The sequence below is a fragment of the Methylobacterium organophilum genome, assembly GCF_022179465.1.
GTDB lineage: Bacteria > Pseudomonadota > Alphaproteobacteria > Rhizobiales > Beijerinckiaceae > Methylobacterium > Methylobacterium organophilum.
This window is the reverse complement of record NZ_BPQV01000006.1, coordinates 189,700-208,749: the sequence shown is the minus strand read 5'-3', so window position 1 is coordinate 208,749 and position 19,050 is coordinate 189,700. Positions and strand designations below refer to the sequence as shown.

Below are 19,050 nucleotides of genomic sequence, written 5' to 3'. Positions count from 1 at the left end.
TGCGCGCCGTCGCGCAGTCGACACCCGAAGACCCGGTCGAGGTCAGCGTCATGCGTGCCATTCTCATTTTGATAGTTCTGGCGGTGGGCGTCGCGATCGGCGGTGCCGTCCCGCGCGTGTCTCAGGTCATCCAGGGAGCCTTGGCGGCGACGGGCCTGATGAAGACGGAGCCCGTTCCGGAAAACCCAGCGGCTCCGAAGGCCGAAGCCGAGAAGCCGGCCGGCGAGAAGGCGGAGGACCATGCCGCCGAGGGGCAGATCAAGATGTCGCCCGAGCAGATCACCAACCAGGAGATCGCGGTCGCATCGGTCGAGGGCGGTGTGCTCTCACGGCACCTGATGGCGCCCGGCACAATCACGCCGGACATCGACCGGGTCGCGCGGGTCCCCGCCCGGGTCGTCGGCACCGTAGCGGAGATGCTCAAGCGTCTGGGCGATCCCGTGAAGAAGGGCGAAGTCGTCGCCGTCCTCGACAGCCGCGAGGTGGCAGATGCCAAGAGTGAGTATCTGACGGCATCGGTGCGCGCCGAGTTGGAGAAGACCAACTACGACCGGCAGCAGGCGCTCTGGGATAAGCGGATCTCAGCCGAGGCCACGTTCCTTCAAGCACGAGCTACCTATTCCGAAACGCAGCTGCGCCTGAACCTAGCCCGGCAGAAGCTCTCCGCTCTGGGGCTCAACGCGGATGAGGTTGCGGCGGCGCAGAAGCGGGATGAGGCTACCCCGAACCAGTCGAGCCTGCGTCGATACGAGTTGCGCTCGCCGCTGACTGGACGCGTCGTTGAGCGCAAGGTCGACGTCGGGACGACGGTGGGCGGTCAGGGTGACCCGGCCGACCTCTACACAGTCGCCGACCTCTCCACAGTCTGGGTAGAGCTCGCGGTGCCGACCACGGATCTCGCCAAGGTTCGGGAAGGCGCGGAGGTTCTGATCGCCCCCCGAGACGAGGATGCGGGCCAGCGGGCAAAGGGCAAGATCATCTTCGTCAGCCCGATCCTGAACGCTGAGACCCGCTCGGCCCGCGTGATCGCGGCGCTGCCCAACCAGGATTTCAGCTGGCGGCCGGGCACCTTCGTCTCGGCCGAAATCCAGGTCGGCCAGGACAGCGCCAAGGTGAAGGTGCCCCGCGACGCACTCCAGAGCATGGGTAATGAGAAGGTCGCCTTCGTGCGCACCGCGGACGGCTTCGAGCGACGTGATGTCAAAACGGGCAAATCGGACGATGAGTCGGTCGAGATTATTGCCGGTTTGACCCCGGGTGAGGAGATCGCCGTTAAGAACACCTTCCTCCTCAAGGCTGAGCTCGGCAAGGGCGAAGCCGAGCACCACGACTGAGACGGGACGCTCGCCATGATCAGTCGCATCCTCGACTTCTCGGTCCACCAGCGCTGGCTCGTGGTGCTGCTGTCGCTGCTCGCCGCCGGCTTCGGTGTGTTCTCGCTGACCAAGCTGCCCATCGACGCGGTGCCGGACATCACCAACAACCAGGTGCAGATCAACACGGTCGCGCCCTCCTACTCACCCGTCGACATCGAGAAGCAGGTCACCTACCCGGTCGAGACCGCGCTCGCTGGCATCAAGGGGCTCGAATACACCCGCTCGCTGTCGCGCAACGGCTTCTCGCAGGTCACCGCCGTCTTCAACGAGAAGCTCGACATCTACTTCGCCCGGCAGCAGGTCGCCGAGCGCCTCAACCAGGTCAAGAGTGACCTGCCGCCCGGGGCCGAGCCGCAGATGGGCCCGGTCTCGACTGGCCTGGGCGAGATCTACATGTGGACAGTGAACTACAAGAAAGCCGGCGAGAAAGCGCCCGTCCTCGACGGTAAGCCGGGCTGGCAATCCGACGGCAGCTACCTGACCCCGGAGGGGCAGCGCCTCACGACCGAGCTGGAGAGATCAGCTTATCTCCGCACGATCCAGGACTGGATCATCCGCCTTCAGATCAAGACCGTCCCGGGCGTGGCCGGCGTCGACGGCATCGGCGGCTACGAGAAGCAGTACCACGTCCAGCCCGATCCCGCGAAGCTGACCGCCCTCGACCTCTCGTTCGGCGACGTCGCCCGGGCGCTCCAGGCCAACAACGCCAACCAGGGTGCGCGCTACCTGGAGGACAACGGCGAGGGCTATGTCGTGCGCGCGGCCGGACGCCTGGAGAGCATGGACGAGATCGCCAACGTCGTCGTCACCACCCGCGGCGGCGTTCCGGTGCGCATCCGCGACATCGCCGAGGTGCGGATCGGACGTGACCTGCGCACCGGCTCGGGCAGCGAGAACGGCCGGGAAGTCGTCGTCGGCACGGCCCTGATGCTGATCGGCGAGAACAGCCGCACGGTGGCGGCGGCCGTCGACGCCAAGATGAACGAGATCCGCAAGTCGCTGCCGCCCGGGATCGAGGTGCAGACGGTCCTCAACCGGACGCTGCTGGTCGAGGCCACCATCAAGACGGTGGCCCGGAACCTCGCCGAGGGCGCGACGCTCGTCATCGTCATCCTGTTCCTGCTGCTCGGCAATATCCGAGCCGCCATCATCACGGCGCTGGTCATCCCGGTCGCCATGCTGATGACCATGACCGGCATGGTCGAGGCGAAGATCTCGGCCAACCTGATGAGCCTGGGCGCCCTCGACTTCGGCCTCATCGTCGACGGCGCCGTGATCATCGCCGAGAACTCGCTCCGGCACTTGGCGGAGAAGCAGCACGAACTTGGGCGCAAGCTGGAGCTCGAGGAGCGGCTCGCCACGGTGCGGGCCTCGGCCGAGGAGATGATCAAGCCGTCGCTGTTCGGGCAGGCCATCATCATCCTCGTCTACGTGCCGCTCCTCACCTTCACGGGCGTCGAGGGCAAGATGTTCGAGCCGATGGCGCTGACCGTCATCATCGCGTTGGTCGCGGCCTTCGTTCTCTCGCTCACCTTCGTGCCGGCCATGATCGCCATCGTGATCACCGGCAAGGTCACCGAGACGGACAACCTCATCATCCGGGGGTTCAAGGCGGCGTATCGCCCGGCCCTGGCCGGGGCTGTGCGGGCCCCGATGGCGTTCATCCTAGGCTCGCTCCTGCTGCTCGCCGGGGCCGGCGTGTTGTTCACCCGGCTCGGCGCGGAGTTCATCCCGACGCTCGACGAGAAGAGCATCGCCATGAACGCGCTGCGCATCCCCTCGACCTCGCTGTCCCAGTCCCAGGCCATGCAGCTCAAGATCGAGCAGGCGGTCTCGAAGTTCCCGCAGGTGGCCTACGTCTTCTCGAAGACGGGTACGGCCGAGGTCGCCTCCGACCCGATGCCGCAGAACTCCTCGGACACCTTCGTGATCCTCAAACCCCAGGAGGAGTGGCCGGACCCAGAGTTGTCCAAGGCCGAGCTGCAGGAGCAGATTGAGAAAGCCGCCGGCGCCTTGGCCGGCAACGTGTTCGAGTTCTCGCAACCGATCCAGCTGCGCTTCAACGAGCTCCTGGCCGGTACCCGTGGCGACCTCGCCGTGAAGGTGTTCGGCGAGGAGTTCGAGCCGATGCTCAAGGTGGCCAACCAGATCGCGGCCATCCTGAAGGGGACGGCGGGCGCCGAGGACGTCAAGGTCGAGCAGACGCAGGGCCTGCCCTTCCTGGAGATCAGGATCAACAAGGCTGAGGCCGCGCGCTTAGGCCTCAGCACGGGGGCGATCCAGGAGGTGATCGGCGCGGCGATTGGCGGGCGGGAAGCCGGCGTGGTGTTCGAGGGCGACCGGCGCTTTCCCATCGTGGTGCGCCTGACCGACAAGGTCCGCGAGGATCGCGAGGCGCTGGAGAACCTGCCCGTCGCGCTCCCGCCCGGCCCGAACGGGCGGGCCGCCTCGGTGCTGCTGAAGCAGGTGGCGAGCTTTTCCGTCACGGAGGGGCCGAACCAGATCAGCCGCGAGAACGGCAAACGCCGCGTCGTCGTGACCGCCAACGTGCGCGGGCGCGATATCGGCTCGCTCGTGGCCGAGGCGCAGGCCAAGGTTGCGCAACAGGTGCAGCTGCCGGCCGGCTACTATGTTGCTTGGGGCGGGCAGTTCGAGAACCTCGCCTCGGCCCGGCAGCGCTTGATGATCGTGGTTCCGGTCTGCTTCTTCCTGATCTTCCTGTTGCTCTATTCGGCGCTTGGCTCACCGCGGGACGCGCTCCTGGTGTTCAGCGCGGTGCCCCTGGCGCTGACCGGCGGCATCGCGGCCTTGTGGCTGCGCGGCATGCCGTTCTCCGTCCCGGCCGCGGTGGGGTTCATCGCCCTGTCGGGCGTGGCGGTGCTCAACGGCCTCGTGATGCTGACCTTCATCAAGCAGCTCATCGCCGAGGGGCGGCCGAAGCGCGAGGCGATCCTGGAGGGCGCCATGACCCGATTGCGGCCCGTGGCGATGACCGCTCTGGTCGCCTCGCTCGGGTTCGTGCCGATGGCCTTGGCTACTGAGACGGGGGCTGAGGTGCAGCGGCCGCTCGCCACCGTGGTCATCGGCGGCCTGATCAGCGCGACCCTACTGACGCTTATCGTGCTGCCGGCGCTCTACGCGCGCTTCGGCGGCAAGGAGACCCCGAAATCCTCCGTGAAGGACGCGACCAGGGATCGCGCCTATCCGCCGCTCAGGCCGGCCGCGGAGTGAGGCGATCATGTCCCCTCAGAAGCCCCTACGTCTTGGGCGAAGTCACAGATCCGGTCCGGACCGTGCCGCATCAGAAGGCCGGGCGGGTTCGAGAGGGATCCGCCCCATCTTCGCGATGGCACTGCTCTCGCTGGGCAGCACGGCCTTGGCGCAGGCCGCGGAGGCTCCATTTGGGTTGTCCTGGGGGCCTGTGACGACGGTGCCGAAGCCGTCTATGGCGGATCGGGAGGCCAACATCACGGCCCTGTTCTACTTTCATGGGCAGCCGCCGGCTTCCGGGCCGGACACGCAGCAGGTCGTCCTTGAGATCTGCCGGGACGAAGGCCTGCAGCAGGTCATCTGGGTCAGCCGAGACTTCCCGGAAGCCGAACTCTCCGCACGCTACGAGCCCATCTACCAGGAAGGGGTCCGGCGCCACGGCGAACCCGTCAAGGATGGTAGACCGGAGACTGTGGTCTGGTCCGGCGGACACACGCTCCTGGCAGTTCGTTCCGTCGATGGCGGCCGCAAGCGGCTGATCATGATCGCCACCGGCGATCAGTACGAAAAATGCTCCGCGGCGCACGAAGCCGGCGCGGGCCATCCTGCCACCGTTCACACCTCCGCCTTGCACAAGGCGACGACCCCATGATGCCTATGCCGCCTCGCCGAACCGGTTCGCATGCCCCGAGTTCGCAGAGGGAGGACGATTGCCACCTCCAGAGCGCATTGCTCGTGCCAGACGGGCTGCCGGTGAGGCATCGGCCCGTTGCCATGGGATTAGCCGCGCTGACGGCGATCGGGGCAGCGGCCATCTGCGTTCGGGCCGAGACGCTGGAGAGCGCTCGTGCGGGTCTACAGTGTCAATCCGCAGGCCAATACGGGCTGCGCGGGTGTGCGGGCGACCGACGAGACCATGGCCTGGGTGCGGGCAGGCTACCGCCCGACCGTGGCCGTCCAGGCCGGCATAGGGGTTTCGTCGGCGGAAAGAACCTGGCCGGCAGGGGCTTGAAGCAGACCACACGTCCGAGTGGGGCGGCGCTCACCGTAAACCAAACCCTGTTCAACGATGTTCAGATCGGCAACAGCAGCCGGCGCGCGGAGTCAAACGTGCTCAGCCAGTGCGAGACCCTGCGCTTCACGGAGTTACCCCGCTGTTCAACGGGCACAGGCTTATTCGATCAGGTCAAGGATCTCTGGACGGCGTGCGACCGACGGATGGCTGCCGAGGAGCAGAGCAAGGTAATGCAGGCCAAGGTCGAGAGGCTGGTCTCGGACGCCGGCGTTGAAATTTGCTCCGATAGAGCGCCCTTCTCTGCCCGACGGGAATGCTGAAGGTGCAGGCTGGCAAGAGCACGACAGGCTTCTTGTATGCCAAGAGCCAAACCGATCTCATACACACTCAGGTGTCGGCCAGCCGGCAAGTCCGTGGCCAATGGCTCTCGGGGACTTTCCGCATGCTGGTCGATGCCTGTCTTCTGGATGACCCAAAATGGTATGTCCCACTTTCGGAGGCACTCGTACCAAGGCCCGGCGAATGCATTCTCGACTGTGGCCCTGGAAGCGTCTTGCGCGCATTGTATTATGCGGATCGCTTCCCAGACACCGAATTCACTGCGGTGGAGTTCAATCGGCGTCGGATCGCGAAAGCGTTCAAGCGCGCATCTAGCATGAACTTACCCAACTACAAAGCTATGACGTTCGAGGATGCGAGAAGAACGCCGTTCAGTGCAGGTCAGTTCGACAAGGCCATGTTGGTTCTCAATTTACATGGTCTTGAACCGGAGGACAAAATCAATAACTTGCGAGAGCTTCGTCGGATCGTTCGAAGGGGCGGCATCGTCTTAGCGGCGGACATCGACCGGCCGAAGGCCTCGCGAGAAGATGTGATCTTGCGAATCACCCAGCTGCTCTATGGTGCGGAGGCGACCAGATCCCATACGTCGGGGACATGGCCGAAGTTCCTGTCGGAGGCGGGCTTCACGGGCGTGCGCCGCGTATCGGAGCATCCCATCTGGATCGGCCGAATGGCCCTGGTCCGCAGCCGGAAGCAGTGAGATCATGCAGTCGAGCAGGTGAACGCTTCAAAAGGATACCGTGCGAGTTCAATCATGGCTGGAAGGTAGGCTCTGGTTTCGTCTGGTTGCCTCTCGCCGATGAGCCTGACTCGCATCACGCACTCGGCTGCTGCGTTCGTCGCGCAAGTTTATCCGCTGGTCATTCAGAAAGCGCTTGTCCAGATTTGTGGGAAAGATAAGAAAAGATCGTCAGGAGCCCTTCAGACTCAACATCAACATGCGGTCGAATGCCTTCGTGATCGCTATATTCAGGGAATGGTCTCGGCTGACCTCGCTGGCCTTGAGCATTTCCTGCTCGAGGCTGACGGAGCTTGAGGTCGAAAGCGCGTCCCAGGCATCGGAAGCCTTGATCTTCGTTGCGCTAAATGGTGGGTCTGCTGCGTTCAGGTGGCCGCTTGCTGTCGTCGACAGGCTAGCCGTAGCCGTGCGGGCCATGACTTCGGCGAAGGGCAGGACGTCACGCGCTTTGTAATCCGGTGTATTCGCGTTGGCGACATTGCCAGCAATCATGGACTGACGGACCGCAAGGTAGCGAGCCTGCTGCGACACAAGATCAAAGAGATAGACGCCTGTCACTTCAAACTCCAATCCGCATCTCCGGGACTTCAAGGCCTATGAGTGCAGCCTTGTCCGAAGCTGGCGAAGCTTGGTGCGAGTGGCAGCCCTGGTGGAGTTTGCCGATGCGCCTTGAAGGTAATTACCCACGGGGTATGTCCGGGCGCGAGTTGGCGCGTGCCGCTTCGCCTCGCATCGCGTGGACCTCACCCTCTTGCGCAGGTTGGATTTCGCTGATTCCTTCGTGGGATGGGCCGCAGCGATCTTGAGCGGTTGAGCCGCGAGGAACTGATCGAGCTGGTGCTGCGGCTGCAGCGACCGGAGAAGACCTCGCGCACCTCCTCGAAGCCGCCGGCGACCGATCACAAGGACCGGCGCGAGCAATCCAGGCCCGGTGGCGCCAAGCCTGGTCACGAGGGTCACAGCCGCGTCATGACCGACGATCCCGATGCGGTGGTCGATCATCGCCCCGACCGCTGCTCGTGCTGCGGTGGCGCTCTTCACAGGGAGCTGTCGGCCGAGGTCGTCAGCCTGTCTGAGCGGATCGAGCTGCCGGAGGTCGCACCGGTGGTGACGCAGCATCGGCGTCTTGCCGTGCACTGTCCGTCCTGCGGAGCACGGATGGTCGCGCCGGTGCCGGAGGCGGCGCGCGACACCCCGTTCGGGCCACGGCTGCATGCGGTGGCGACCTATCTCAAGACCTTCCAGGCGCTCTCCTACGAGCGGCTGCAGGCGGCGCTGTCCGACCTGTTCGGACTGAGGCTCAGCCAGGGCGGCCTGATGAACCTGCTCCGCCGTGCGCAGGGCCGCTTCCATTCCGGTCGCGAGGCCGCCGTCGCGATGCTGCGCCGTGCCGCCGTCGTTGCGTCGGACGAGACCGGCGTGGGCATCCAAGGCAGCAACGCCTACCACTGGGTCTTCCACTCGACTGACGCGGTGGTGCACACGGCCTCCCCGACGCGGGGCGCCGTCGTGGTGCGGGCGATGATGGATGGGCACCGGCCCTCGGTCTGGATCTCGGACCGCTACACCGCCCAGCAGGGCCATGCGGCCCAGCACCAGACCTGCCTCGCCCATCTCGCCCGCGACGTCGCCTACGTCGTCGAGACCAGCGACGACCCTGTGCCCTGGCGCCTGCAACTCTGGCTGCAATCCGTGTTCGCGCTGGCCGAGCGCGTCACCGACTTGGCCACTTCGACGCGGGCCGCCAAGCGCCGAACTTTGGAGCGGCAGCTCGGCGCCATCCTCGCCGAACCAAGCCGCTGCGACCTGACGCGCGGTCTGCAGGCCAAGATCGGCCGCGCCCGCGACCAACTTCTGGTCTTCCTCGCCCATCCCGGCCAGGTCGAGCCGACCAACAACGGCTCGGAACGGCTGCTGCGCCCGACCGTCGTCCAGCGGAAGATGACCAACGGCTACCGCGCCATGTGGGCCGCCGAGGGCGAAGCCGATATCCGAACCGTCGTCGATACCGCACGCCTCACAGGCGCCAGCCCCTTCGGCACCATCCTCAAGACCGTCGGCGCCTGAACACAGCCACTACGGGCGTGAGTAATTACTGCCGTGGAGAACCTGTCCCATAGCGCGTCCCTCCATGCGGCATCAGTTGTATCACCACACAGCGGGACCAAACATCTCTAGTGAGCCGTTGCGATGCCATCGCCTCGACGGCCGATCGTTCGTGGGAAGGTCTTGACGTAGATATTACGGTTGAGGCGCTACGGTATGCCGGGGCGCTCGAGCGGGGCTGGGCAAAAACCTGGGCCGGGGCGGGGCGCTTCGGTTGACGTTCGATGAACGCCACTTCAAGATCATGAGATGAACCGAACGAGTATTCCGATCCTGAGCGTCACGTCGGCGATTGGCATTCTGTTATCAAGTCCTGCTACGGCCGATACCGTCAAGATCGTTGGCCTTGGCGCCTCGACCTGCGCCCACTTCAATCAGGAGATAGGAGAAAATCCTGCGCTTCAGCGTGATTACTTCGCATGGGCACAGGGCTTCATGAGCGGAGCGCTTATCCGGGCTCCTCAGGGCGTGGACGAGGGACTTGATCTCACGCCTCCATCCTTTCCGCTGCAGGAGCAAGTAGATTTCCTGCGAGCCTTCTGCGCCAAAAATCAGGACCAGGACTACATGGACGCGGCGCGCGCTTTATATCGCCGCCTCCGTGGTCCAAAAACTTAGTTTCAGCTCGCAGGTATTGGATATTTTGATGCACCGGTACCAAGCTTGTTTTTACATCGCGTACGCGGCGCGGGCAATATCTGCCGACTTCCCGATCAGCCGTCCTCAGTGACGCTCTTCATGGTGCGTGCTACGTTCGTGACCTTCACGACGCTCCTCGTGGCGCCCTTCCCGGCGCTCTTGGTGGCCGCCATCGCGGTGCTCCTCCACGACGTGGGGCCCGTGTGAGCCTCCCGGCACCTGCACCCCGCCTGGATTGACGTCAATGTGCTGAGCCATGGCTGCCGCCGGTGCGAGCGTAAGCGCTGCGGTCAACAGCAAAACCGTAGGCATTTTCATTGTCATCACGACCTCCCTTAGTCTTAGCCGCGAGCACTAACGCTCAAGTTCGAATTGGGATCCCGATCCTCACTGACGCCGAGCGGATATCCCGATACACTCTGGATTACGGCGAGGACCTAGCAGGCGCCTCCGTGACGTCGGCAGTCGCGACGATGCTGGGCGGCCGTGCCACGTTTTCACCGGACGCTCCCCGCTCTGCCTTGTTCCGGGGCGCTCTCATCAACACCGGCTCGGTCGCGCCGACCGTGGCGCGCATGGTCCGCTTGGGAGCGAAGCAGGGTCAGTGGCCCTGTCCTCCGTAACCGCCATGGCCGCCGGAGGAGCGTCTGTGACCTCCTCCATACCCAAAGCCGCGACCAGAACCTCCATGGCGGCCGTAAGAGCGTCCATGGCCCCCGGAATAGCCGGGCCGACCGAAGCCGCCGTGGCGGCTGTAGGATCCGCCGTGCCCACGGGATTGGCCATAGCCATGACCCTGAGCGGCGGCCGGGTCCGACAGCGACACGAAGCCGATACCGACCGCCAAGGCGAACAGACCGGCGGTCAGGGCCGCTCCGAAGCGAGGCGCATCTGTCATGTGCATTGTCTCCTGATGAACGGCACGGGCATCGTGTCGTCGTGTCCTCAGGCTAGGCGTGCGCCTTTGAACTGCACCTGAACGGAATGTGCGACCGCCGGACAGCTCGCGCTTGCGGCCACACCGGACGCACAGCCGCAACATGCCCGCCCAACGGATGCCACTTGCCGGCGTTAGCTCCGCGCAACACGGCAGGAGCCACGCATGACGGCCGACGACCTCGACAAACGGGCTGAGCTGACGATCTGGCTTGGAGCAGGGACGGCACAGACCCGACAGGGCCGGGCGTTCGCAACCTTGCGCGAGGCGCTCTCCGCGGCTGTGGACGCGCTGCACGACTCGGAGGCGAGGCCCTGGATCGTGACCGAAGAGGGCGACATCCTCTCGCCCCACTGGATCCGGGCGAACCGCGATGTGGCGCGCCGCCATTGAGGCGAACACCGCGTGGACCGTGCTCAACGGTCGGAACGCTGATGCAAGGGAGGACGCTGGACGTCATGGCCGAGATTGTCAGGTTGCCCGGCCGGTCCACACGCGACACCGGGGCCCTCCAGGACCCGCCAGCCGCCACCCGGCGGCCCCGCAGGTGATGGGTGCGCTGGGCTTGCGCCTCGTCGGTGCGATGACGCTTGCCGGCCTGACCTCGGCCTGCCTCGTCGGACCGGACTATGCGCGTCCCTCGGCCGAGACCCCGCTGGCTTTCAAGGAAGCCTCCGGCTCCCCTGAGCCAGGTTGGCGGGCGGCCAGGCCGAGCGACGCGGTCCCGCGCGGCGACTGGTGGTCGGTCTTCCGCGATCCGGTCCTCGACGGCCTGATCCGCGCCATCGACGTCGACAACCAGACCCTGCGCCAAGCAATCTCTCGGTACGAGCAGGCCAGAGCCGTGGTCCGGCAGGCGCGCGCCCAGCTCTTCCCGACCATGATCGGTGCACCCAGCATCCGGCAATCCGGGAGTGGCAACGAGGCAGAGACCACCCTGACCCTGCAAGGCTCGGCCAGTTGGGAGCTCGACCTGTTCGGCCGCATTCGCCGCCAGATCGAGAGCGGCACGGCCTCCGCTCAGGCCAGCGCTGCCGGCCTCGCGCTCGTGCGCCTCACGAGCCAAGCGGAACTCGCCACGAACTATTTCCAGCTGCGCTATCAGGAGTCGCTCCGGCGGCTCCTGAACGACACCGTCGCGGGCTACAAGCGCAGCCTAGCGATCACCCAGAACCAGTACGCGGCCGGTGTCGCCGCCCGCTCGGACGTGATCACCGCGCAGACCCAGCTCCAGACAACCGAGGCCTTGAGCATCGCGGTTGAGCTGGACCAGGCGACCTTCGCGCATGCCATCGCGGTCCTGAGCGGCCGGCCTCCCTCGGAGATCACGATCCCACGCGGGCAACTCGCCGCACGGCCGCCCAGCATACCCGTGAGCGTGCCCTCGACGCTGCTGGAGCGGCGCCCGGATGTGGCCCAAGCCGAGCGCTTGGTGCAGGCGCAGAGCGAGCAGATCGGCGTCGCTGTGGCGGCCTTCTACCCGAGCGTGAGCCTGTCGGGTTCAGGGGGCCTCTCCGGCGATCCGACCGCTGCGCTGTTTGCGGCCGAGAACCAGTTCTGGTCGGTGACCGGGGCCGCAACGGAGGTCTTGTTCGACGGCGGCGCCCGCTCGGCCGCCCAGCAGGCGGCGCGGGCCGCCTATGAGGCGGCCGTCGCGATGTACCGGCAGACGGTGCTGACGGCGTTCCGTGAGGTTGAGGACGGCTTGGCAGGAGTGCGCATTCTGGCACGGCAGCAGGTGGTGCGGCAGGCTGCCGTGGCGTCCGCCAGCCGCGCCGTGGAGATCGCGCTCAACGAGTACCGGGCGGGCACACAAAACTACACCACGGTGGTGACCGCGCAGGCGCTGGAGTTGAGCAACCGCGTCGCAGCACTGCAGGTCCAGGCCAGCCGCTTCACCACGGCCATTGCGCTGATCCGGGCCTTAGGGGGTGGCTGGGACACGCGCAGTCTGCCGACGCGGCAGGAGGTCATCGCGGCTCGCCTGCCAGTCGACAGCGGGCAACCCCTGCGCGTAGACGAGTGAGCCCTCGGCCATTTGTGCATCGCGTTCTTGGGCGGCAAATCTTGACCGTAAGGCAGGAGATCAGGTGGTGCGCCCGAGGCGATGAGCTTCAAGATACTGGTGCGGGACGGCAGACCAGCGACTGGCGTAGCGTCATCAAAGTGGGGCTATGCATGAGGATCTGCCCTGCGCCGGCGGCGTGTGTCCCAAGAATGATCGTCCCCATGCAGCCCTTGCAGCGTCCCCTCGTCCTATGGCTGGCCCTGGCTATGGCTACCCAGGCGGCATGGGCCCAAACGCCTCCCGAGGAGGCGGCACGGATCGCGTTCGAACCGAACTTCCGTGGCCGACCCGGGGGTGCCGGCAACGATCCCCAGACCTCGGTGGCGCAGCCCGACTTCTCGGCCAGGCCTTCCGCTAACCTGAACACCTCGATCCAGGATCCGCTGGAGCCGTACGGCGATCCATTTGGTGCCCGCAGCTTCCTGAGGACGAGGGGTATCGCGTATAGCCTCACCTATGTCGGCGAGAGCTTCGGCAACGTCACCGGCGGCGCACGGCGCGGCGGCATCGCCGCGGGCCGTCTCGACTTCCAGTTCGATGCCGACCTGGACACCCTGATGGGTTGGCACGGCGCGGCTTTCCACACCAACCTCTACCAGATTCACGGCACCGGCCTGTCACGCTATTTCGTCAACAACTTCATGTCGGTCAGCGCGATCGAGGCGCTACCATCCTCGCGCCTCTACGAACTCTGGGTCGAGCAGAGGTTTTTCGACGGCCAACTCGGGATCAGGGTCGGCCAACTCGCGACCGACACGGAGTTCGCGGTCAGCCAAACCGGAACCCTGTTCCTCAATTCGACCTTCGGCTGGCCCAACATCATGGCCTCCGTCATTCCGAGCGGCGGACCGATCTATCCGCTTGCCGTTCCGGCCGTGCGGGCGAAGTACGTGCCGAACCGGAATTTCTCGCTGCAAGCCGGCATCTACGATGGTGACCCGGCGGGACCGCTGCGCCCCGACAACCGCCCCGATCCGCAGCGGCGCAACCGCACCGGCACGAATTTCCGCACGAACGACCCTGCCCTGGTGATCGCGGAGGCCGCGTATGCCTACGGCCTCGAGGCCGACGACAACGTCGAGCCGGGCACCGTGACGCTCGGCGGCTGGCATCATTTCGGTCGCTTCGGCAGCCCACGCTTCGATCGGAGCGGAGGCTCGCTTGCGAACCCATCCAGCAGCGGCCTTGCGCGCCGCTTCCGGGGCAATAGTGGCATCTACGGCATCGTCGATCAGACCATCTACCGGGAGCCCGACGACCCGAACGATGGCGCCAGCGTGTTCGTGCGCCTGTCCGGTTCGCCCTCGGGTCGCAATCTGCTCGACCTCTACCTCGATGCCGGGATCGGCTATAAGGGTCTGCTGCCCGGCCGTTCGGACGATACGATCGGCATAGCTTTTGCTGTCGAGCGCATCTCGAAGAGCGCTCGAGGATTTGATCGCGACACCCTTCTGTTCGGTGGCGCGCCTAGCCCGAGGCGCAGCAGCGAGGCCTTGCTGGAGGTCAGCTACCAAGCCATCCTCGGGCCCGGCGTTACCGTGCAGCCGGACTTCCAGTACGTGTTCCGGCCAAGTGGCGGCATCGCTAATCCGCGCGACCCGTACGGGCGGCGGATCCGGAATGCGGCCGTGTTTGGCCTGCGCGCGACAATCCGCTACTGAACGGCACTTGCGATGCCGATTCGTCGTGCGCGCATGATGTCGTCGGCGAGTCCAGGCAGCCCAGGGTGTCAACACGAGGGATCTCACGATCGTGTCGCACCAGCCATTGGTGGCGGACAGCTCGGCGTCCGGGTTGTCGGAGTGTAAGTCTTCGATGGCCGTCAGCGCGGTTGCCTTGGCGACATCGGCCGCTTGTCTCAGGACGAGCAGGACCTCATCCTCGGGGATCCCTTGGCTGACACTTCGTTCTTCACCTCCTGCGCGTAGAAGCGAAGGTCTCCCCGCTTGCCGGCCGTCTCGGCCAGGAAGGAGGGATCGCGCGCGGCGCAGACATTTCCCACCATCAGCATGAGACCGGCCGGCGCGAGCAATCGCGTCAGCATGCCGAGATCTAAAGATGCTGCCAGGTTGTTCGTGGGCACGGCGGTCAGGCCAGCGAGAGCCACGGCGGCAACGATGTGCTTTGAGAGCTTGCAGCGCATCAGCATTATCCTGAACATTTTTGCCTCAAGACCCAAAGCCGGAATCAGTGAGACCGACTCTGCGCCATTGGTCTTGTGCTCAGCGCCACATGCGCGACCGCTATGCCGTCAGTTTGTCCGACATCGTTGTACGTCACGAATCGCCAAGCTGCGACTCACTCTCCCGCCAGCACTTGCCCGAGCTGAAGTTTGAGTGTCGCTCAAGCCACGACCATTTGCGCCCGATGATAGTTCAACGATACTCGATCAGAAGCCAAGCATCGGCACAATGCCCCACTCCTACCCCTGGGAACCTTGCTGCGCCACCGCCGTTAATTCACGACTGCCCAGGCCTGCTCAAGAGGGGTGCGGCGAGCTACCATCCGGCAGATGACCTATGTCCCTGGGTGATGCTCAATGAGGAAAATGTGCCATGCACGTCAGGTTCAGAGTGGCCCGTATCACCGGTTACGCCGCGCTTGCGTTGCTGACCGGTAGCTTTGTGGGATCTATCCCGGCAGCTGCGCAGCACCATGGCGGTCATGGCGGGTTCGGTGGTCATGGCGGGTTCGGTGGTCACGGCGGGTTCGGTGGTCACGGCGGGTTCGGTGGTCACGGCGGGTTCGGTGGTCATGGGCTGCGCCATGGCTACTACGGTGGGCACGGGGGCTATGGAGGCCATTATGGCTACCGTCGCCACGGCCACTTCGGTTACGGTGCAGCGGGTCTGCTCGGTGGTTTTGCGCTCGGAGCTTTGGCCGCGAGCCCGGCCTACTACGGATACGGCTACCCTGCGGCTTACGGGTATGGTTATCCGGCCTATTACGGCGGTGACTGTCACCTCGTGCGGCGGCGCTTCATCGGAGCTTATGGCGGAACCTACATCCGCCGGGTTCGCGTCTGCGACTAGACCTCGGCAGAGCCTCAGCGTACGGTCAAGCGAACTTGATCAAATTATGATGCTGGAAAGCACGCGGACGCGTCGAACCGCGGCCAGCACAGCCAGTCGATCGAGCCGTCGCGCGCCACGAGCGCGGCCGCCTCGCAGCCGCCGATCAGGGCATAGTCCTCGATCCGGGAAGGCATGGCCGTGGCCTGCGATAGGCACTCAGGTCTTCCGGACCTTTTCCTCTTCCTGCAGGACCTCGTTCTCGACCTGCACGGTGACGTGGCGCGTGTCGAACTCGGCCGCCATGACCTGCTGCACCGCCTTGAGGATGCGCGCGGCCTCGGCCATGTCGGTCACGACGACATGCGCGCTCATGGCGTCGATGCCAGAGCTGATCGAGCGCACGTGCAGGTCGTGGACGGAGCGCACGCCCGGGATCGCCAGCAACTGGCGCTCGACGATGCGCGTGATCAATGACGCGACTTGCGAGCCCTTGACGCCGTGCGCAGCCTCGTAGGCATCCAGCGGTTGAGCCCGCGCGCCCTGTGCCTGCGCTCCAGGTGCGGCCAGAGCGAGCATGAGGAGGCCGGCAACGGGGGCGTGGTGGTAGGCATTCGGCATCTGCGATCTCACGGACGAACCTTCCTCAGCAGCGTTCGGGTTGGCGGGTGCGATCCACGCCATGGTACGCCTGCAACCGCCTTCCTCACCAGCCCGGCTTGTCGCAGTGTCGCCGGCCGTGCTCGCGCTCGGAACTGCCCCCGACACCGGATCCAAGTCTGAACGCACAGCAGAGCGTAGAGTGCCGCCAAGCCGGATTTGCGTCCAACGTTGCACGGGAGAGCCGCCGTCGCGAACCGTCCAATCACTCCTGCGTTAAGGCCGCACAGCTTTGCGGCTGCCCACCAAGCTACAGGAGACGCCATGTCCCGGATCGCCCTTTCCCTCGCTCCGCTCCTCTTCCTTTCCGGATTTGCTGCGGCCCAGACGAGCCCGCCTACCCAGGCGCCGGCCCCTGCGGCTGCCCCTCCGGGTGCTGCGCAACCTGCCCACGGCACGACCGGTCACAAGGAGCGTGAGCACGAAGGTTTGCAGACCGCCAAGGTCTCGCTCGCCCAGGCGCTCGACACGGCCGAGAGCAAGGGACCTGGTCGCGCGATCGAGGCGGACTTCGAGAGCGGGAACGGCAAACCGTACTTTGAAATCAAGGTGCTCGGCAGCGATGGTAAGCTCACCGACCACCACATCGACGCGACCACGGGGCAGGTGACCAAGAGCGACAACCACCCGATCGAGAGCTACTTCATCCGCCTGAAGCCGTCCGACGTGCAGAACGCCCCCACGAGCCTGAAGCAGGCGGTCGCGACCGCCGAGCAGAAGGCAGGCGGCAAGGCGGCCGAGGCCGAGGTCGAGCGTGAGGCCAGCAGCGTGCAGTACAAGATCACGGTGATGACCGGCAGCCAGTCGCAGAAGATCAGGGTCGGGGCGGACGGAAAGATCATGCCGAGCAAGTAGGTCGGCAGGGCTGGGCGGAGTTGTCGGCTCCGCCCGGACCGCTCCGATCAGCGGGCCGTAGACGGGACGCGGCTCTCGTCTGCCGATGGCTCCAGGTCGGTTCGTGTGCCATCCGAGAGATCCTCAGACGGCTGACCGGTGAGAGCGCTGCGCACCAAGGCCACAAGGCGGCGTCCGTTGATCAGGAACAGAAGGCCGGCTAGGCCGAGATAGACCCAGGCGAGCCAGGTCAGCGTCGCGATCGTGCGCGCCTCGTCGTTGCGGTAGACGAAGGCGAGCCCGACCTGCACGGCAAACAGCCCGGCCAGAGCCAGCGCGGACCAGAGGCCGAGGCGCAGGCGCAGCAGGAGCGCGATGCCGAGCAGCGACTGGGCCGCTGTCAGGAAGAACTCCTCGCCCTGGCGCGCATCGAGCGGCAGGGGGCTCATCGCGCCCGCGCCGACGCTCAGGGCGAGCGGCAGCATGCCGACGAGCAGCGTCCACTGGTTGATCTTGTCGCTGATCATGGCGATCAGCCCGTCGCCGGCGCGGTTGGCCAGCACGAACAGCACCGCCACCGAGATGGCCGGCGCCTCGCTGGCCAGGGGCGCCAGCCACTGGATCAGCAGAAACTCGTTGAGCCCGATCGCCCGGCCGGTGCCCACCATGGCCTCGGCGAAGGGTTCGGCCGAGGCGAGGATGACGCCGCAGGCCACGGCCACCAGAGCCCCGATCGCGGCCCATTGCTGGCCGGGAGACAAGGCGTTTAGAGCGGCAGCTGGCCCCGGCTCCTCCGCCTCGTCCGGATTGTCGCTCTTCTGAAGGTTGCGCACGCGCCAGACGTAGGCCGCAAAGATGGCCGCGAGCACGGCGAAATCCACGACGGAAATGCTGCGCTTGAACAGGATCACGAAGGCGTAGAGGCTGGCAAGCAGCAGGAAGCCCATCTCGACGGCATTGACAGGGGCAAGATCGACCGCGCGGTGCCGGTCCTTCGTCCAATGCAGGAACACCATCAGGGGCCAGGCCAAGCCGACGAGCAACCGGTTGGCGCCGGTCATGTTGGCGGCGGCGTAATGAACGTATTGCGACCCCGGACCCTCGAGCCCGGCCTTGTAGGCTTAATAGAGATCGACCGCGTATTCCGGCAGCACGGTCACCAGGGCGACCACGGCCAGGATCAGGCCTTGCGCGATATGCTGCTCGGCCGTCTCCGCTCCCCAAGACAGCAGGAAGCCCGCCGCCAGAATGGCGCTGCCGAAGGCGGCGGCATCGAGGACCGGGCTGGGCCGCCAGCCCGTCGCGCGCAGCAGGAGGGCCGGGAGGGTGGCCATGACCGCGACGGCAACCAGGATCAGAAAGCGTTTCACGCGAACTCCTCTACGTCATGTCACGGCCTGCCTGTTCGCGTTCCGCTGAAGCGAGCGTCGCGCGATCACGCCGGCAAAGGACTGTTTCTGCCGCGCCTCAGCCCCGAACGCCGCTCCGGCGTCCGAAGGTGGCGACACGATAGAGGTAGAGCACGAGCGCCAGGACCAGCACGCCGTTGCCGATCGGCTCGATGAGGCGGCCCACGCTGCGGTAGTTCTCGCCAAGCCCGTAGCCGGCCGCCGTCAGCAGCCCGGTCCAGACGATCGTGCCGAGAGCCGAGTAGGCCAGAAAGGGCGTGAGCGGCATACCGGCCACCCCGGCCGGCACCGAGATCAGGCTGCGCACGCCCGGGACGACGCGACCGACTAGGACGGTGACGCCGCCGCGCCGGGCGAACCAGGCGCCGGCCCGATCGACCTCCGCCGGGCTCAGGGTGAGCCAGCGCCCGTGCCGGGCCGCGAAGCGCCGCAAGCGCTCGCGTCCGAGCCAGCGCCCCACGCCGTACCAGACCAGCGCGCCGGAGAGCGATCCGGCCGTGCCGGCGAGGAACACGCCGACGAGGCTGAGCTGGCCGCGCGCCGCGGCAAAGCCTGCCAGCGGCATGATCACCTCAGAGGGGATCGGCGGGAAGATGTTGTCGATCAGCATCAGCAGGAAGACGCCGAGATAGCCGGTCCGCTCGATCGCGGCTACGATCCAGTCGACCAGCGCAACCTCCTCGCAAGCGGCACCTGCAGAAGCC

Annotated in this window: 17 protein-coding genes and 2 pseudogenes; 12 read left to right on the top strand and 7 right to left on the bottom strand. The window is 65.9% G+C overall.

Annotated elements, in window-relative coordinates; translation table 11 throughout:
* The first annotated feature begins 50 nt into the window (after nt 1-50).
* The 5 genes from MFF21_RS12175 (at nt 51) to MFF21_RS12155 (ending at nt 6,643) form a co-directional block, all read left to right on the top strand.
* Nucleotides 51-1,334 carry an efflux RND transporter periplasmic adaptor subunit gene (locus MFF21_RS12175; RefSeq protein WP_048447873.1) on the top strand — a complete coding sequence of 428 codons (1,284 nt, stop codon included), beginning with the start codon at nt 51-53 and terminating at the stop codon, nt 1,332-1,334.
* A 15-nt stretch (nt 1,335-1,349) separates the two neighbouring features.
* Nucleotides 1,350-4,607 (top strand): efflux RND transporter permease subunit, encoded by a 3,258-nt coding sequence (locus MFF21_RS12170; protein ID WP_048447851.1) that lies wholly within the window; start codon nt 1,350-1,352, stop codon nt 4,605-4,607.
* 214 nt (nt 4,608-4,821) lie between these two features.
* Nucleotides 4,822-5,238 carry a threonyl-trna synthetase gene (locus MFF21_RS12165; RefSeq protein WP_236012818.1) on the top strand — a complete coding sequence of 139 codons (417 nt, stop codon included), beginning with the start codon at nt 4,822-4,824 and terminating at the stop codon, nt 5,236-5,238.
* A 356-nt stretch (nt 5,239-5,594) separates the two neighbouring features.
* Nucleotides 5,595-5,921 carry a hypothetical protein gene (locus tag MFF21_RS12160; protein WP_135419748.1) on the top strand — a complete coding sequence of 109 codons (327 nt, stop codon included), beginning with the start codon at nt 5,595-5,597 and terminating at the stop codon, nt 5,919-5,921.
* Nucleotides 5,915-6,643: a class I SAM-dependent methyltransferase gene (locus tag MFF21_RS12155; protein WP_083469527.1), complete on the top strand. Its 729-nt coding sequence runs from the start codon at nt 5,915-5,917 to the stop codon at nt 6,641-6,643. The genes MFF21_RS12160 and MFF21_RS12155 overlap by 7 nt, the downstream gene beginning before the upstream one ends.
* Before the next feature lie 210 nt (nt 6,644-6,853).
* Here MFF21_RS12155 and flgB read toward each other — a convergent pair whose 3' ends face one another.
* Nucleotides 6,854-7,252 (bottom strand): flagellar basal body rod protein FlgB, encoded by a 399-nt coding sequence (gene flgB / locus MFF21_RS12150; RefSeq protein WP_210329328.1) that lies wholly within the window; start codon nt 7,250-7,252, stop codon nt 6,854-6,856.
* Nucleotides 7,253-7,468: 216 nt separating this feature from the next.
* Between flgB and tnpC the strand changes: the two genes are divergently transcribed.
* From tnpC to MFF21_RS12125, 5 genes are all read left to right on the top strand, one after another.
* Complete coding sequence (gene tnpC, locus MFF21_RS12145) at nt 7,469-8,749, top strand: IS66 family transposase (protein WP_048447848.1); 1,281 nt, start codon at nt 7,469-7,471, stop codon at nt 8,747-8,749.
* A gap of 288 nt (nt 8,750-9,037) precedes the next feature.
* Nucleotides 9,038-9,406, top strand: coding sequence for a hypothetical protein (locus MFF21_RS12140; protein ID WP_083469526.1), 369 nt, complete (start codon nt 9,038-9,040; stop codon nt 9,404-9,406).
* A gap of 1,123 nt (nt 9,407-10,529) precedes the next feature.
* Nucleotides 10,530-10,757, top strand: a complete 228-nt coding sequence (locus tag MFF21_RS12135) for a hypothetical protein (protein WP_048447847.1) — start codon at nt 10,530-10,532, stop codon at nt 10,755-10,757.
* 157 nt (nt 10,758-10,914) lie between these two features.
* Nucleotides 10,915-12,390, top strand: coding sequence for an efflux transporter outer membrane subunit (locus MFF21_RS12130; RefSeq protein WP_048447846.1), 1,476 nt, complete (start codon nt 10,915-10,917; stop codon nt 12,388-12,390).
* A gap of 203 nt (nt 12,391-12,593) precedes the next feature.
* Nucleotides 12,594-14,093 (top strand): carbohydrate porin, encoded by a 1,500-nt coding sequence (locus tag MFF21_RS12125; protein ID WP_091891686.1) that lies wholly within the window; start codon nt 12,594-12,596, stop codon nt 14,091-14,093.
* A 197-nt stretch (nt 14,094-14,290) separates the two neighbouring features.
* Here the strand turns inward: MFF21_RS12125 and MFF21_RS12120 are convergent, their stop codons facing one another.
* Nucleotides 14,291-14,575, bottom strand: coding sequence for a hypothetical protein (locus MFF21_RS12120; protein ID WP_157080868.1), 285 nt, complete (start codon nt 14,573-14,575; stop codon nt 14,291-14,293).
* A gap of 412 nt (nt 14,576-14,987) precedes the next feature.
* Between MFF21_RS12120 and MFF21_RS12115 the strand changes: the two genes are divergently transcribed.
* Nucleotides 14,988-15,464 carry a hypothetical protein gene (locus MFF21_RS12115; RefSeq protein WP_083469524.1) on the top strand — a complete coding sequence of 159 codons (477 nt, stop codon included), beginning with the start codon at nt 14,988-14,990 and terminating at the stop codon, nt 15,462-15,464.
* 50 nt (nt 15,465-15,514) lie between these two features.
* Here the strand turns inward: MFF21_RS12115 and MFF21_RS12110 are convergent.
* Nucleotides 15,515-15,640: pseudogene (locus tag MFF21_RS12110) on the bottom strand (trehalase-like domain-containing protein); the annotation flags it as partial.
* Between the two features lie 22 nt (nt 15,641-15,662).
* Nucleotides 15,663-16,064, bottom strand: coding sequence for a cation transporter dimerization domain-containing protein (locus MFF21_RS12105; RefSeq protein ID WP_048447844.1), 402 nt, complete (start codon nt 16,062-16,064; stop codon nt 15,663-15,665).
* A gap of 303 nt (nt 16,065-16,367) precedes the next feature.
* On the opposite strand from MFF21_RS12105, the gene MFF21_RS12100 reads away from it, so the two are divergent.
* Nucleotides 16,368-16,958, top strand: a complete 591-nt coding sequence (locus tag MFF21_RS12100; protein WP_091891677.1) for a PepSY domain-containing protein — start codon at nt 16,368-16,370, stop codon at nt 16,956-16,958.
* Between the two features lie 47 nt (nt 16,959-17,005).
* Here MFF21_RS12100 and MFF21_RS12095 read toward each other — a convergent pair.
* The 3 genes and pseudogenes from MFF21_RS12095 to MFF21_RS12085 all read right to left on the bottom strand — a co-directional run.
* Nucleotides 17,006-18,007 (bottom strand): annotated as a pseudogene (locus MFF21_RS12095) (sodium:proton exchanger); the annotation flags it as partial.
* A 51-nt stretch (nt 18,008-18,058) separates the two neighbouring features.
* Entirely contained in the window at nt 18,059-18,307 is a 249-nt protein-coding gene (locus tag MFF21_RS12090) for a hypothetical protein (RefSeq protein WP_236012820.1), read from the bottom strand.
* A 97-nt stretch (nt 18,308-18,404) separates the two neighbouring features.
* Nucleotides 18,405-18,956 carry a DedA family protein gene (locus tag MFF21_RS12085; RefSeq protein WP_091891680.1) on the bottom strand — a complete coding sequence of 184 codons (552 nt, stop codon included), beginning with the start codon at nt 18,954-18,956 and terminating at the stop codon, nt 18,405-18,407.
* Nucleotides 18,957-19,050 lie beyond the last annotated feature (94 nt).